The sequence below is a fragment of the Shewanella algicola genome (assembly GCF_014648035.1).
Classification (GTDB): Bacteria; Pseudomonadota; Gammaproteobacteria; order Enterobacterales; family Shewanellaceae; genus Shewanella; species Shewanella algicola.
Map to the genome: position 1 here is coordinate 1 of NZ_BMQI01000014.1, position 15531 is coordinate 15531.

Here is a 15531-nt window from a genome sequence, read left to right on the forward strand (position 1 = left end):
AGTATTCATTTCCAGGCGCCTAATAAGTAAAAAAGCCCGTTGCAAATGCAATGGGCTTTTTTACGTCTAAGATTTGTGTATCAAATGAACATGATAGCTGTGTGGTCGACATGCCCATGTGATAATAGGTCATTTTCAGACGCCTAATTTCTCTGAAAAGAGAGTGATAAGCCCGTTGTTAACGCAACGGGCTTTTTTACGTCTGGAATTTGAGTTTTGTGCATCAACCTTTATTTATAAAAATGATCAAGATAGCAGTGTGGTCGACATGCCCATATGAGAGTAGGTCATTTCCAGGCGCCTAATAAGTATGAAAGCCCGTTGCAAACGCAACGGGCTTTTTTACGTTTGGAATTTGAGTTTGGTGTATCAATCTTTATTTATCAAAATGAGCAAGATAACAGTTTGTTCGATATGGTCATGTGAGAGTGATTCACATAAATAAATTATAAAACAGCTCTAAACACCTGGAATTAATATTATTTTTTTACTCGAGTCGGTTTTGTTTTATTGTTTGGATAAATTTGAACTACAATATGTGGAGTAAAGCTTTCATTATTAAACAGTGTTTATCCTGTTTATGTGGTTGTGTTATATAACTATTCCTTTACATCTTGCTAAGATTACCGCTAGCATATATTTATCTATTTTATTGGGTGGGTTTATTTTGCCTCGGTTGCCGAAACTGTCTTTGTCTGTAGTTGTTCCTGCATGTTTTTTTATCCTTTACCTCGGTTTGGTATGCGGGGAGTATTTTTATGAACATGCAGAATTAAATGATCAATTAGCGTTAAGACAATCAGAGCAAATTCAAAAAGATCTTTTTCGTATGAGTCATGTGATTGAGTCTTCTGTTATGACTCAAGACTTTGAACGTATTGAGCAGGAAGTTGCGTTAGTATCGACCGATCAGAATATGATGGCTTATGTTATTTTAGATTCTGCTAGTGATATTAAATTTGCTAACCATATAATTTGGCGGGAAAGTAATGCCATCAATGTCCTTGAAGGTTATTCAGCCGATAAGCATCGTGCTTCTATTGGCAGCAATAAACCTAATGTCATCGTGAATTTTGAACGTTTATCGATTCAAGCCTATTATCCGCTGAATTCAAATTCACGTTTTAGTTATTCGAATATGGTTGAACTTATTTATCTCGAATATGATATTGCAAATCTGCTATCTGAAGCTTCAGAGAGTTTGCTCAAGCGTTTTATTGAAATATGGGGTTTAGGTGCAATTGTACTGACATTGTTTTATATGCTCTTACATTATGCTTTTATTCGACCGCTGTCTCAATTAAGTCGTGCTGCTAAAAACATCGATAAGCCAGACTTTAATACGAATATTATCTGTGTTACTCGTGAGATGACGACCTTACGAGATTATTTAAATTTAGTGAAAGGGCGTTTGTACCGTAGCCAAAAGCGACTTAATAATGCTGAGCAACGTTGGTTGTTTGCTGTAGAGGGGGCACGTAATGGCATTTGGGATTGGGCTATTGCTACTGGTGATGTGTTTGTTTCTGATCGCTGGAAAGAAATATTAGGCTATCAACCTTATGAACTTGATAATGACTATTCTGTTTGGGAGTCTCGTTTACATCGTGACGATAAGCCCCAAGTATTAAATACCCTTCAAAATTATATCAATAATCAACATGATGAATATGAGAGTGTACATCGTCTACGGCATAAAGATGGCCGTTATATATGGGTGCTTGATCGAGGTAAAATTGTTGAGTGGGATGAGTTAGGTAGACCTTTAAGAATTATTGGTACTATTACCGATGTGTCAGGTGACGTTAAAAGTCAGCGTATTTCAGTGGATAAACCTAATCACAATGGCTTAACTGATTTAATTAATCGAGAGGTGCTTGCAGATCAACTTTATGATTTGCAAGTGCTTAGTCGCAAATCAGGTCAATTCTCAGCACTGTTAATGATTAATTTAGATAATTTTAAACTCATTAATGATGCCCTCGGACGGCAGTTAGGTGATCGCCTATTGATGCAAATTGCAGCTCGGTTATCTGGGAGCTTTGCTAATGCGGGTACCGTGGCGCGTCTTGGTGCCGATGAGTTTGTTATTTTGGCTAAAAACTTTGGTCATGATATCGATCAAGCAAACAAACGTGCATTAGCCTTAGCGAGTGAAGTTAGGCAGCTCATTGGTCGCGGCTTTACTATTTCCGAACAAAACTTATCTATAACAGCTAGGGTGGGTTTGGTTGTTTTTGACGGTATTGAGTCGCTAGAACCACAAGTATTATTGGCTCGAGCAGATAGCGCTTTAGAGCAAGCAAAGGATAGTCGCTCCAATGGCTGCGCTATTTATCAGCCAGAATTAGACCAGCAACATGTACAGCCAATAAAGCTGCAAAGTGAACTTAAGCTTGCAATTCATAATAAACAAATGTCATTGGTGTATCAGCCTGTTGTTGATCATGCTGGGCAATTAAATAGTGTCGAAGTGTTGATGCGCTGGTATCACCCACAATTTGGTTATATTAGTCCGCGCAAATTTATTGCAGCAGCTGAAGTGACAGATTATATTTTTGAGATTGAGCTTTGGGCACTCGATCAAGTGTTGTTGTTAATTAACTCTTTACTGCAAACTAATTCTACTGTGCCTGTGATGTCTCTGAATATTTCTTCAAGGCATTTTCATCAGGATCATTTTGCTCATGTAGTGATAAGCAGAATATCAGCGGTTCATATCTCACCTAAATTGCTCCAATTTGAATTAGCGGAAGACATTTTCAAGGTTAATGCTGATGACGCAAGAAATAAGATTATAGAACTACAAGCTTATGGTATTAACATCGCGATGGACGATTTTGGTGGTGGCTCTTGTGGTGTGCATCAATTGCAAGGAATTTCATTTTCGCAGGTCAAGTTAGCAGCTGTGTATCTTGAGGAAATAGAATATAACCCTGAAACATTTAACATTGTTAATGCCGTAGTTGAGTTTGCTAATAAGTTGAATTTACCTGTTGTCGCTAAGCAAATAGAAAATAAAAAGCAACTAAACTTATTAACTCATGCAAATTGTTCAGGGTTTCAAGGTTACATTATTAGCCGACCACTTGATCAAGATGACATTACACAGTTGATTAAGACGCAGTTATCGTTGAGTGTTGCGCCATAAAGTCCATTGAATACGACAATGCGATATTGCGCATTGTATCTGTTTCAATAAATACCTCATGAAACGCTCCTTCAATAACGACTTTATGACACTTGTTACTAAGCGAGCGATTTTGTGCTTCATTGCAAACAACGCTGTCCTTTTCTGCCTGTAAAATCAAAATCGGAGTTTGGCTCTCTTTGGCATAACCGATGCTTTGCATCGCTGCATCTAAGGCTTCAAGTAACCAATGATTGGTCGGTGATCCTAATTGAGCCTCTGGTGTGGCGTTAAATACGTTACGATAGTGCTGATAACGCTGCAGGCTATGAGTAAGCTGATTTCGGTTAAAATTGACGGCTTGATAAGCACCACCGCCTAATACAAAACGGCTGTTTACCTTGCCATTAACTATCTCGCTGTTATCAAATTTAGTGGCTAACCATCGTACTAACGACTCAGCAAAAGGCAGATTAATGCCAAACATAGGTGCTGAAAACACGGCCGCTGTAAATGTTGTGGGGTGCAAGTGTATATAGTGGCTTGCTATGGTGCTTCCCATTGAATGAGCTAACATAAATAGCTCTGTATGCTTAAAAGGCCTGACAACCTCATCAATGAATTGGCTGAGGTCTTGGGTATAATCACTAAAATTATCGACATATCCCATATGAGGGTTATGTGTCAGCCGGTCAGATAACCCTTGGCCTCGATGATCTAATGCATAGACGCTAAAACCCTGTTGAAATAAATCAAACATTAACTCTTTATATTTTATATATGACTCAACACGACCATTGCTAATGACTATTGCTTTTTGGCTATCTGGATGTTGGATATGGGCATAAGCGATATTAATCCCGTCTGGTGTCTTAAAGTGACTTTGTTCGACTCCTAGCCAAAAATCGCGCTGGGCGCTGGTATCTAACTTGAGTTCAGACGAAAATTTCATGTAATGCATTATGTATAAGCCAGCTGGTTAATATGTTTAGGCGTTTATCGAGTCATCACAATGGCCGTTAACTTTGGCCATTGGTGGTTAATAAGGCCTGTTGCTGCAAGATAAACTGATCAATCATTTGTTCTAATACTGACATTGGAATTGACCCATTTTCAAGTACTGCATCATGAAAAGCTCTGAGGTTAAAATCAGCGCCTAATTCGGTCTCTGCTTTTGCACGTAAACGTTTAATGATGAGCTCGCCTATTTTGTAAGACAGTGCTTGCCCTGGCCATGAAATATAACGGTCAATCTCTGTGGTGACATTATGCATTGATAGCGCGGTATTACTGGCCATAAAATCAATTGCTTGTTGGCGAGTCCAGTCTTTTGAATGCATCCCAGTGTCGACGACTAGGCGAGCTGCTCGCCACATTTCGTAAGTTAAACGGCCAAAGTTACTGTATGGGTCTTGATAAAACCCGGCTTCAAGTCCAAGGTATTCTGAATATAGTCCCCAGCCTTCACCAAACGCTGAAATATAGCTATAACGTCTAAAGTTGGGTAAATCAGTTAGCTCTTTATTTAATGAAATTTGCAGGTGATGCCCTGGTACTGCTTCATGCAGCGTGAGTGCTTCAAGTTCATATAAAGGGCGTTTATCTAAAGCGTAAGTATTAACCCAATAATAGCCAGGTTCGTCATCGCGGTTTGAGCCAGAGTAGCGTCCAGTGGTGTATTTAGGTGCTATTTCTGCAGGCACAGGGGCAATGCCATAAGGTGTACGAGGTAATTTACCAAAATATTTAGGCAGCATGGCATCGGCTTTTTTGGCAATAAAGGCGGCTTCTTTTAGTAGCTCATCAGCCGACTTAGGGTAAAACTTCGGATCGGTGCGTAAAAAATGTAAAAAGTCCGCAAAGCTGCCGTCAAATTTTACCTGTTGAATAATCGCCTCCATTTCGGCGCGTATTCTTGCCACTTCCTCAAGTCCAAGTTGATGGACTTGCTCGGCACTCATGTCGACTGTGGTGTAGTAATTAACTCTATTTTGATAAAACGCTGGGCCATCAGGTAGTGCTGATGCGGCAATTTCAGAGCGTGCATTGGGTATGTATTGCTCAGTCATAAAATCATAAAACTGTTGGTATACTGGCAATACTGTATTTGATACCAACTCAAGGCCTTGCAGGGTAAGTGCGGTTTTCTGTGCAGCGCTGAAATGGTTTGGGTAGTTAGTAAATGGCTTAAAGTAGCCACTTTTTTGTGGTTCAACAATAAAAGCACTAATACTGTCTTCGAAGCCTTTTAAGGTTATTTTTGCCGGCGTTATCCCGCTGGCAAGACCCTGCTTAAGCCAGAATGTTTGTTGTTCAAAATAGCGAGGCATGTCTTCTAACTTGGCAATATATTGCTGGTAATCTTCAATATTGTTAAAAGATGATTTTGCGATGGAGGCGATATACGCGTGAAAGCCACTTTCAGCGGTGATCGGCAGGTAATGGTCATGAAAGCGATAAAGGTCAACATCATTTTGCAGCTGAGCTTGGAGCATATCGGCGTTGATAACACTAGCGCTCGATAACTCACTACGGTCTAGCGCAGCGAGCTGTTTGAGCAACGTTTTTATTCGCTGATCTTTTTGTGCTAATGATTCTGGGGATAAGTCGGTGAGTTTACTGGCAGCATCTTTGTTGCCTAAACTGGCAGCAAGCTCAGGAGAATACGCTAAAGTGAGCTCCCAGCTTTTATCTATTAAGGTCTGTAAGTCTTGTTCGGCATTGGCTTGTGTCGCAGGCGCTACTGCGGAAGCTAGTGGTGCCGCGTTAAATTGACAACCAGATAAACTGAATACAAAAAGTGCAGGTAAAAGCAGCAAGCGCATCGAAAGTCCTTTCATGTAGCAAAGTGTTGGCTTCGTTTATTGAGAGTATGCCCGATTTCAATCTAAAAACACATGGCAAATACAGTTAAGGTTTGTTGTGACAGGGTTCAGAAATAAGCAATCGTCATCAGAAAATATGTAAATACATGTTAAACTAAATGCTATTCTCTGACCGAAAAAATTAAACCAATGGCAGGGTAAGTTTATAGGGGTTAATTATGATAGATACAACCATTCCGCTGGTTGATTTACATCGTCACTTAGACGGTAATGTTAGCGTAAAAACCATTTGGGAATTAGGCCATCAACATGGCATTCAGTTACCCGCTAATTCGTTAGAAGAGCTTGCGCCTTTTGTGCAAATTCAGGGTAAAGAAAACAATCTGGTTGATTTTTTAAAGAAGCTAGATTGGATGGTTGCTGTATTGGCTGATTTAGATGCTGTTAAGCGTGTTGCCTATGAAAACGTAGCCGATGCAGCAGCTCAAGGATTAGATTATGCAGAACTGCGCTTTAGTCCTTATTATATGGCGATGAATCATAATTTACCCATTGAAGGCGTGGTTGAAGCGGTTATTGATGGTGTTCGTGCTGGCGTTAAAGAGCACGACGTTCAAATTAACCTCATTGGCATTATGTCGCGCTCTTTTGGCCAAGAAAAATGCCGTTTAGAGTTAGAAGGCATTTTAGCGCACCGTGACAGCATTGTTGCAATGGATCTCGCGGGTGATGAGCTAGGTTTCCCAGGCGATTTATTTACCGAACACTTTAAACGTGTACGTGATGCCGGACTACAAATCACTGCTCATGCGGGTGAGGCGGCGGGTGCTGAAAGCATGTGGCAAGCCATTAACGTTTTAGGTGCCACTCGTATTGGCCATGGTGTTAATGCTATTCACGATCCTAAATTAATGGAATACCTTGTTAAACATCGTATTGGTATTGAATCGTGCCCAACCAGTAATTTACATACTTCAACCGTCGCAAACTATGATGTGCATCCTCTGCGTAAATTTTTAGACGCTGGTGTGTTAATTGGTTTGAATACTGATGACCCAGGCGTGAGCGCAATTGATATCGCGCACGAGTATCGTGTGGTTAAATCAGAAATGGGCTTTAGCGATAACCAATTGGCAACCTTGCAACGTAATGGCGTTGAGATGGCGTTTTTGTCAGACAATGAGCGTAAAGCGTTATACGCAAGAAAAGAGAAATAACCTGAGTTTAAATAGCTTGAGTTGAATGCCAATAAAACATTGCGTTAAACCTGATAAAGTACATAACAAAATAGCCAGCAAATGCTGGCTATTTTTATGTTCAGATATTGATTAACGCTGGGTTAAATCACCCGTGAAAACTGCTGTTGACGGGCTTTTTGACGATAATAGACATCAAAGCACATACAGATGTTACGGATAAGTAGACGACCGGTCGCGCTAACGGTAAGTTTGCGGTCCGTTATATCGACAAGCTTATCGTTAATAAAGGTCTGTAATAACTTTAAGTCTTCAGCAAAGTAGTCTTCAAATTGAATATCAAATGCGGCATCAATTTTGGCCATATCTAAGTCAAAATGACAAATGATTTGCTTAATGACCGCACGGCGGATTTCATCATCGCGGTTTAAGCTACAACCTTTCCAAAGTGCATGACCATTAGCGTCAATTGACTCGTAGTAAGGGCGAATGTCTTTTTGATTTTGTGCATAACAATCGCCAATTTGGCTGATTGATGAAACACCTAAACCTAATAAGTCACATTCTTCCTGAGTGGTATAACCTTGGAAATTACGATGCAGCTTGCCGGCATTTTGTAATTTAGCTAATTCATCTGTTGGCTTAGCAAAGTGGTCCATACCAATAAACTGATAACCGGCACCCGTCAACGACTCAATGGTTTGATGCAACATATCGAGTTTTTGTTGTGGTGATGGCATATCGGCATCTTTAATTTTACGTTGTGCCGCAAAACGTGATGGCAAATGCGCATAGTTAAATACCGATAAACGATCTGGCGATAATTCAATAATACGCGCGATAGTCTTCGCAAAGGTTTCGGGTGTTTGTAGCGGTAGACCATAAATAAGGTCAACGTTTGTCGATACAAATCCTAGTTCTTTTGCTCTGGCTATTAAGTCGAATATAAATTGTTCGTCTTGTTCGCGATTTACCGCAACTTGAACATCTTTATTGAAGTCTTGCACACCAATAGATACCCGGTTAAAGCCGGCTTCTTTTAGCGTGTCTAACATGGTGAGTTCTATTTCACGCGGGTCGACTTCAATTGAGTATTCACCTACTTCAGCAAAGTTAAAGTGTTCTTTAATTAGTGTCGTTAACTTAAGAATTTGCTCAGGACTTAAGAAGGTTGGTGTGCCGCCGCCCCAATGCATTTGGGTTACGGTGTAGTTTTTGAATAGTGGTGCGCGCTTAATAATTTCAGCGGCTAAATACTCAATATATTGGTCTGCTTTGTGGGCATGGCGAGTAATAATTTTATTACAGCCACAGTAGTAACAAAGCTTGGCACAAAAAGGAATATGCACATACAACGACAGTTTGTCGGTTTTGCTATTTTTAATCGATGTCAGTAAATCTTGCTCAGTAAAGGCGTCATCGAATTCTAATGCGGTCGGATAAGAAGTATAACGGGGACCGCTGTAATTGTATTTTTCGATCATCGACTGATCCCAACTAATCTGAGTGGGCTGCTTCAAGGCGTGTCCTCCGGGGGTAAATTAGCAACACGCGAAGTATGCAATGTTCGTAAACAAATTAACTTGATCTAGGTTGTAAAAATGAATGTTGCTTGTTTAAACCCATGCAGTTTAGCGCTCGCTGATATGAGATTTTGTTAGTAATGAGGCGTATATCACAGTCTATTACCGTAAAATATTGAAGTTAACCCAATGTAAATTGCTGCGAACCGAGATTTCGGGCTTTTCCGTCATAACGCGTTTCACAAAAGGTCATACTGCCGCTTCGGTGTTTGAGTAATATGCTAGTCGAGCGGGTGCCATACTCTTCGTGTTGAATAAAAATGGATGATAATCTGCGTTCCCACTCCATGCTCAGGCCTGTTTGTGGTAAATCGGCATCTGCTGGTTGAGAAGTGTCGAGCATTAATGTGCGTAGGGCTTCCACATCGGGTTGAACTGTTTTGGATATGTAACTTTGTAGTGCTTGTTGGCCTTTAGCCATTTTGGGCCATACATCGTCTAACGCACCATTGCTCACCGCATGAAATCCTGGTGATAACAATGTCGTTTGCAAGGTTTTACTGTTAAAGCAATACAGTTGTTGCTGTTGTTGAAATACTAAATTGAAAGGGTTGTAGTTGATGGCATGTTCGCTTAGCCATTGTGGCGTTATATCAGTCGTACATAACGCATTAACGACCAATTCACCACGACTTCGCACGCCGTTTTGTTGTTCCATTTCTCTTATATTGGTTAACCCTGCAAAGTGGCCAAGATCATTCACTCCAAGCCAAGTGCCGCCAGCGAGTTTGTCTTGGCCAGCATAAATAGTCGGTATGGTTGGCCAGCGATAAGCGGGCTCTGTTGCTCTATGATGAAATTCATCACGATTAGCACAAACAATCAGTGGGTAATCTGGGTGGGCATCAATAGCAACAAATAAAATGCACATGGGGCTACTCGTTAAAGGACGGTAACCCCATCATAACCATAAATGGTATTTACGGGTTATTTATGTTGATGATTGTGCTCTGAGTTATTAGCTTTAGCATGAGAATGATGATGGCTATGGTCATGACCTTTTGCATGGTCATGTGGCGCAGATTTTATATTAATCATCAAGCGACTTAAAAACTGTCGAGGTCCAAGGCGTAACAAGCTTGCGCCAAATAATAATACTATCGCCACCAAGCCAATCATATTGACGCTATCTGGCAGATTTAACGTAGCTGTTGAGCTTAATGTCACTTGGTCTGCGACCATTAGCCCCGCTAATAAAATAACGCCTAACATTAAGCCTTGTTTCCAATTCATTAATTTTAACTGACCAATACTGAGCACAGGTGCAGCTAATAACGTAAAGGCAATGGCTATCTGACTCCACCCGCTGTACGCCAAGGCTAATGCCAAAATAACGGTGCCAAGATTACAAAAGCGCATAGGTAAAAAGACCAACAGTAAAATAAACACCTGTGTCGCTGGGTTCTCTAGTGGTACGGATGGATGACCAATTAAATTAGCCAATACTAAACTTAATATTATCCAAGGCGCGCTTCGGTCAACGAGTTGGCCAAAACCAAAACGCAACGCTGATTTAGGCTGCGAAGGGTGTGGGTCGGTAATCTCGACTTTAGTGGTTGTCATCAGCACACCTATCGCCAATAAGCCAAACAGTTGATACAGTGCAAACCAAGGGCCCAGTAGTAGTAAGGTCACCAATAGCGCTTCAGGCCCTGCTAAGCGTTGTAACCAGCGCAGTGCGAGTGAGTGATGCGATGGTTGTAAACCCAGAGCAAATCGGGCTGTCGCAATAACATAGCTGGCTAATAAAATGGGTGAAATGGTTAATAACCAGCTCACAAACTGTTCAGGGCCATGGTTATGATGTGCATGCTCGTGACCTCCTGTGTCCATTAACAATAATAGTGCCAATAAACCTAAGCCTAATAAGCTGCCAATGCCTGCCTGGTATTGATATTTTCCTTGCTTGTCTTCGTGCTGATGACCATGAGGTTGATGTAGTACAACATGTAAAATTGAACCGGTTACAAATGCTTGTAGATAAACCGTATTTTCCAGGCTTAATTGAGTTAATAACTGCTCACCAGCAAAATAGCCTGCTGCGGTGAGTAACATCATTGCTGCTAACACAATACTGGCCCAGCGGGTTCCCACTTGCGGCTTTAATAACCACCAAATAGCCACCCCGACAGGTAGGCGGTGCATAATCACGCCCAAGGCAAGTAAGATAGAATTGCCTTCTTGCTGTGCGAGCACCATTGCACCACCATCGGTAATGGTGTGCAGTAACAGACCGCCAATACCGAGGGTTAAAGTAATATTATGGGTAATGTTTGAGTATCGATGAAACAGTTTTTCACTGGCTGTAGGGCCCCAAACACCGAGCAATACAAAAAATAGCGTAACAAAACCGCCGTGCTGAAGCAGCTCTGGCAATATATGGATGAGCACTAAACCGCCTAGTGAGACGAATATAAACCCGTCTAAGCCTTTGTGCAGCCCACTTCCCGATGAAAAATAACGGTAAAAAAGTGGCCCAAATAATAATGCGATACAACTAGCGATGAGATAGAGCATGTTATCCAAGAGTTCAATCGAAAAAAAACGATGCAGTATAACATTTTTCAATTATGTTGTAGCGTGCGAATAGCACAAGCTGAAAAATTTACTTAAAACAGATGAGGTAAGCAATGCTCGACAGTCTGCCATAGGCCACCGTGAAGGTAGAAGGTTATGCGATTGGAAACAGATTAAACGAATATCTGACTCATTACGTCGATTGTTGTGATGGTTTCGGTATACAATATCGCCACTGTTTTACAAATTAAAAGATTGTTGTCCATGGATATTTTTTCTGCTGCTGTGATGTTATTTCTGATTATGGATCCCCTCGGTAATTTACCGATTTTTGCCTCCATATTGCGCCACATCGATCCCAAAAAACGCCGCAGAGTCTTAATCCGTGAATTATTATTTGCGTTAATTATTATGCTGTCATTCTTGTATGCTGGTGAAGCTATTTTGAATTTTCTTAATTTACGTTCAGAATCGGTCAGTATTGCCGGCGGGATTATTCTATTTTTAATTGCGATTAAAATGATTTTCCCATCGCCTGGTGGCGTAGCAGGATTAGCCGCGGGAGAAGAGCCGTTTATTGTACCTATGGCTATTCCTTTGATGGCTGGCCCGTCTATTTTGGCCGCGTTGATTTTATTAGCACATACCGATAGCAGTCGAATGATGGATTGGACCATTGCTTTAGTGTCTGCATGGGCATTAAGTGCGTTTATTTTGATGTTTTACAAATTATTTACCCGTTTATTAGGCGAAAAAGGCTTAACTGCTGTTGAGCGATTGATGGGTATGGTGCTGGTGATGATTTCAGTGCAAATGCTGCTCGATGGTGTTTCAAATTATATAAGCCACACTGCCAGTTAATCCCAATCGGCTGTATTTACTTTTAAAACCGACTTTAATGAGTCGGTTTTTTGCTTTTTCGGCCTTCGTAATGATTTTTTTACTACTTTTTAATCGAACGGTCATCAATACATTAAACAATGTCTAAGTTTAATTGTAAGTCTATCGTTGCAGCTGTTAATGTCATGTAATTATGGGGTGGGGTGATATATGAAGCATATTTTGATTATGTTGGGACTGCTAAGCTTGAGCTTGCAGGGTTGCCAACATCAAGTGACTGAGACGCAAACCAGCAAACAGACCGCAGAAGGGGTCACACAACCCATCATTAAAGATTGCGGGCCTAGCGCCATGCCGCCGATACGAGATCGCAGCAAGTTAATTGTAAACTTGCGCGCCAAAGGAATAATTACCGACGATATGGAGCAGGCACAAATAGATAAAACGGTTGCCGACTATATTGCTAAGCGTCAAAAAGCATTTGAAAAATGCCATAAACCTACACCAAATACAGGTAAGTCGTAATGAGTAAGTTAACTAAATATCAAGGGTTTGCTGTTTCTAGCTTGTTGCTTGCATGCAGCATGGCCGCGGTAGCCGCGCCGCAAACGGGCACGCCAACCGATGGCGCTATCATCAATGAACAGCAAGTATTGTATTGGTTAATTAAACGCGGTGAATTAGCAGCAGATGCCAGTGATGCAGAAAAGCAAGCTGCTGTAGAAGCATTTGTGAGCCGCGGCCGTGATGCCACGTTTAAACCTGCTGCCATTGAAGCCAAAGCGGAGCAAGCGCGTCTTAATCAGTTATCACGGTCAAGTAGCAGCAATAAAACTGCTCAATATGCGGCCTCAAATAACACCGTTCAGGCTGACCAAGATATAACTAAAACGGTTAAGGTGTTGGCCGTGCTGGTGGACTTTCCTGATTTACCTTACGATGCTAACCAGCTTGAGTCTGGGGATACTGCGATGTATTACAGCAGTTACCCCGCATCACATTATCAGCAATTGTTGTTCTCAGAGACTGGTTTTACTGGACCCAATAATGAAACGTTACAGTCGGCATATCAATATTTTCAGGCCGTATCGGGCGAGAGTTTCTTTTTTACCGGTGACGTAAAAGGTTGGGTTACAGCAGACAATAACGCGGCATATTATGGTGCCAATAATGCTGACGAAGATGATCAAGCCGTGCCTGAATTGGTTAAAGAGGCGGTGGTTAAAGCGGTTGCTGATATGACCGATGCCGAGTTAGCTTCTTATGATGTAGAAGACCCATACGATTTAGACGGCGACGGTAATTACGATGAAGCCGACGGCATTATTGACCATGTAATGCTGTTTCACTCAAGTATTGGTGAAGAAGCGGGTGGCGGTGTATTAGCCGATGATGCTATTTGGTCGCATCGCTATTATGTAGACTCTAGCACAAGCGGTTATGCCATACCTGGGCGTGGTGGCCTTAAAGTATTTGGTTATACCGTGCAGCCTATCGACTCTGCTGCCGGTGTCTGTACCCATGAGTTTGGCCATGACTTAGGTTTACCTGATGAATATGATCTCACTTACAGTGGCGATGGTTCACCCGTAGGTGCTTGGTCGTTAATGTCTGACGGCAGTTGGACCGGTAGTATTGCTGGGGCTCAGCCAAGTGGCTTTAGCCCATATGCGAGATCGTATCTTCAACAAAAATATAAAGGCAAATGGGTTAACGAGCAAAATATTGCCCTAGCCGATTTAACCCGTAGTGGTACAGCAGTACAGTTAAATCATGCGGTTAATGCCGATGCCGTAAACCAGCTATCGATAGCCTTGCCCGCTGAAGATATTGCCTTTACAGCTCCTTTCAGTGGCGAGTACCAGTATTATTCTGGCCAAGGCAACATGGTTAATAATGCAATGTCTTTTGATGTGGCTTTACCTTTAGATACACCATTAGCGCTGACATTTAAAGCACATTGGAACATTGAAATTGATTATGATTATGTGCAAGTGATGGTCGACAGTGTGGCTATTGCGGGTAACTACACCGCCACAAATAATACTATTTACCCTAGTGTTAAAAACTTTATATCTGGCCAGTCGAGTGATATCAGCACGGCAACGGGGACAGAGTCTTGGGTTGATCTTAGTTTCGACCTTAGTGCTTATGCTGGCCGCACTGTTCAAATTAGTATGGTGTATAAAACCGATGAAGCTGTAGGCGACTATGGTATGGCGATTGATGACATTCAACTTACCAATCAAGGTAGCGCATTTTATGTCGATGGCGCAGAGTCTAGTGGTGTTGCAACCTTATCAGGTTTTAGCCGCATTGATGATAATCGTCCTGGTAAAGCAAGACGTTATATTGTCCAGCTTCGAAGCCATCAAGGTGTTGATGGTGGATTGTTTTATGAAAAATACGAACCGGGCGTATTGCTATGGTTAGAGAACTTTAATCAGGACGACAATAACGTTTCAGTGCATCCTGGTGAAGGTTTAATTGGGGTGATTGATGCTGATCAGAATCTTATTGGCACCCGCAGTACCGACGTGCAAATTCGTGACGCGGCCTTTAGCTTGTATGCTCAAAATAGTTATTCTGGTGACACTCACTTAAGCGCTGAGTCATTATTTGATGACAGCCGAGATTACAGTGCGCCACTTAAGCCACAAGCAGGTATGATATTACCTGAGTTAGGGTTAACCATGCAGGTAACTGAGCAAGCCTCCGATAGCAGCACGGCAACCGTTGAGTTTGCCTTAGCTGACAGCAGTGTTTTACCTGACGTGACGCTGACTGCAGAGGTTAGCGCACAAGTAAACGGTGCTGATGTGAGTTTTAGTGCTGAGGTGACAGGTGGTAGCGACTACACCTATGCTTGGTCTTTTGGTGATAATGCCACTAGCACAGATGCTGCTCCCACTTATACTTATGCACAATCAGGTGATTATGCCGTGAGCGTTGTGGTGAAAGACAGTGCGGGTAATACGGTTACCGCCACAGAGAACGTACGAGTGGTCATATTACCTGTTGCTGCGTTTACGTTAACTCAAACGGATGCCAGTGTTAGTATGACAAACCGTTCAACCGAAGGCTTTGGCGGGCTCACTTACCTTTGGAATTTTGGTGATGGCAGTGCCTCAAGCACAGTACAAAACCCGAGCTACACTTACACCCAGAGTGGCACTTATGCGGTGACATTAGTCGCAACAGACTCATTAGGCAATGAATCAACGGTTAGTCAAAATGTGACGATTACGCTTGCTACCACGCCTACTACCACCACGCCAACAGAGACCACATCTACTGACAGTAGCAGTGGTGGCGGTAGTTTAGGTTGGTTAAGTATGGTGCTGCTGGCACTTTCTGGTGGGTATCGTAAGCGGACTCAAACCGTTTAACGATTAGATTATCGACACAACCCATAAAAAGCCCGTTACTTTACATAATGG

General features: G+C 41.9%; 10 protein-coding genes. 5 read left to right on the forward strand and 5 right to left on the reverse strand.

Annotation, left to right across the window (positions count from 1 at the left end; all coding sequences use genetic code 11):
* The first annotated feature begins 829 nt into the window (after positions 1-829).
* Positions 830-3151, forward strand: a complete 2322-nt coding sequence (locus IEY42_RS07720; protein WP_229779970.1) for a putative bifunctional diguanylate cyclase/phosphodiesterase — start codon at positions 830-832, stop codon at positions 3149-3151.
* Here the strand turns inward: IEY42_RS07720 and IEY42_RS07725 are convergent.
* Positions 3117-4091, reverse strand: coding sequence for an alpha/beta fold hydrolase (locus IEY42_RS07725; protein ID WP_188924723.1), 975 nt, complete (start codon positions 4089-4091; stop codon positions 3117-3119). The two genes, IEY42_RS07720 and IEY42_RS07725, sit on opposite strands and share 35 nt — an antisense overlap.
* Positions 4092-4149: 58 nt before the next feature.
* Complete coding sequence (locus tag IEY42_RS07730; protein WP_188924724.1) at positions 4150-5955, reverse strand: DUF885 domain-containing protein; 1806 nt, start codon at positions 5953-5955, stop codon at positions 4150-4152.
* Between the two features lie 218 nt (positions 5956-6173).
* Between IEY42_RS07730 and add the strand changes: the two genes are divergently transcribed.
* Positions 6174-7172, forward strand: coding sequence for an adenosine deaminase (gene add, locus IEY42_RS07735; RefSeq protein ID WP_188924725.1), 999 nt, complete (start codon positions 6174-6176; stop codon positions 7170-7172).
* A gap of 122 nt (positions 7173-7294) precedes the next feature.
* On the opposite strand, the gene hemN is transcribed toward add, so the two are convergent.
* The 3 genes from hemN to IEY42_RS07750 form a co-directional block, all read right to left on the reverse strand.
* Positions 7295-8671: an oxygen-independent coproporphyrinogen III oxidase gene (gene hemN / locus IEY42_RS07740; RefSeq protein ID WP_188924726.1), complete on the reverse strand. Its 1377-nt coding sequence runs from the start codon at positions 8669-8671 to the stop codon at positions 7295-7297.
* A 184-nt stretch (positions 8672-8855) separates the two neighbouring features.
* Positions 8856-9605, reverse strand: a complete 750-nt coding sequence (locus tag IEY42_RS07745) for an NRDE family protein (RefSeq protein WP_188924727.1) — start codon at positions 9603-9605, stop codon at positions 8856-8858.
* Between the two features lie 56 nt (positions 9606-9661).
* Positions 9662-11251 carry a metal transporter gene (locus IEY42_RS07750; protein ID WP_188924728.1) on the reverse strand — a complete coding sequence of 530 codons (1590 nt, stop codon included), beginning with the start codon at positions 11249-11251 and terminating at the stop codon, positions 9662-9664.
* 264 nt (positions 11252-11515) lie between these two features.
* Here IEY42_RS07750 and IEY42_RS07755 point away from each other — a divergent pair, with 264 nt between their 5' ends.
* The 3 genes from IEY42_RS07755 to IEY42_RS07765 all read left to right on the forward strand — a co-directional run bounded on the left by IEY42_RS07755 (position 11516) and on the right by IEY42_RS07765 (position 15480).
* Entirely contained in the window at positions 11516-12112 is a 597-nt protein-coding gene (locus IEY42_RS07755) for a YhgN family NAAT transporter (protein ID WP_188924729.1), read from the forward strand.
* Positions 12113-12301: 189 nt separating this feature from the next.
* Positions 12302-12616 (forward strand): hypothetical protein, encoded by a 315-nt coding sequence (locus IEY42_RS07760; protein WP_188924730.1) that lies wholly within the window; start codon positions 12302-12304, stop codon positions 12614-12616.
* Complete coding sequence (locus IEY42_RS07765) at positions 12616-15480, forward strand: immune inhibitor A domain-containing protein (RefSeq protein ID WP_188924731.1); 2865 nt, start codon at positions 12616-12618, stop codon at positions 15478-15480. The genes IEY42_RS07760 and IEY42_RS07765 overlap by 1 nt, the downstream gene beginning before the upstream one ends.
* The last annotated feature ends 51 nt before the right edge of the window (positions 15481-15531 follow it).

Coding starts and splice junctions, on each gene's coding strand:
- IEY42_RS07760 (WP_188924730.1), top strand. CDS start 12,302: ATGAAGCATATTTTGATTATGTTGGGACTGCTAAGCTTGAGCTTGCAG.
- add (WP_188924725.1), top strand. CDS start 6,174: ATGATAGATACAACCATTCCGCTGGTTGATTTACATCGTCACTTAGAC.
- IEY42_RS07755 (WP_188924729.1), top strand. CDS start 11,516: ATGGATATTTTTTCTGCTGCTGTGATGTTATTTCTGATTATGGATCCC.
- IEY42_RS07730 (WP_188924724.1), bottom strand. CDS start 5,955: ATGCGCTTGCTGCTTTTACCTGCACTTTTTGTATTCAGTTTATCTGGT.
- IEY42_RS07745 (WP_188924727.1), bottom strand. CDS start 9,605: ATGTGCATTTTATTTGTTGCTATTGATGCCCACCCAGATTACCCACTG.
- IEY42_RS07720 (WP_229779970.1), top strand. CDS start 830: ATGAGTCATGTGATTGAGTCTTCTGTTATGACTCAAGACTTTGAACGT.
- IEY42_RS07750 (WP_188924728.1), bottom strand. CDS start 11,251: ATGCTCTATCTCATCGCTAGTTGTATCGCATTATTATTTGGGCCACTT.
- IEY42_RS07725 (WP_188924723.1), bottom strand. CDS start 4,091: ATGCATTACATGAAATTTTCGTCTGAACTCAAGTTAGATACCAGCGCC.
- IEY42_RS07765 (WP_188924731.1), top strand. CDS start 12,616: ATGAGTAAGTTAACTAAATATCAAGGGTTTGCTGTTTCTAGCTTGTTG.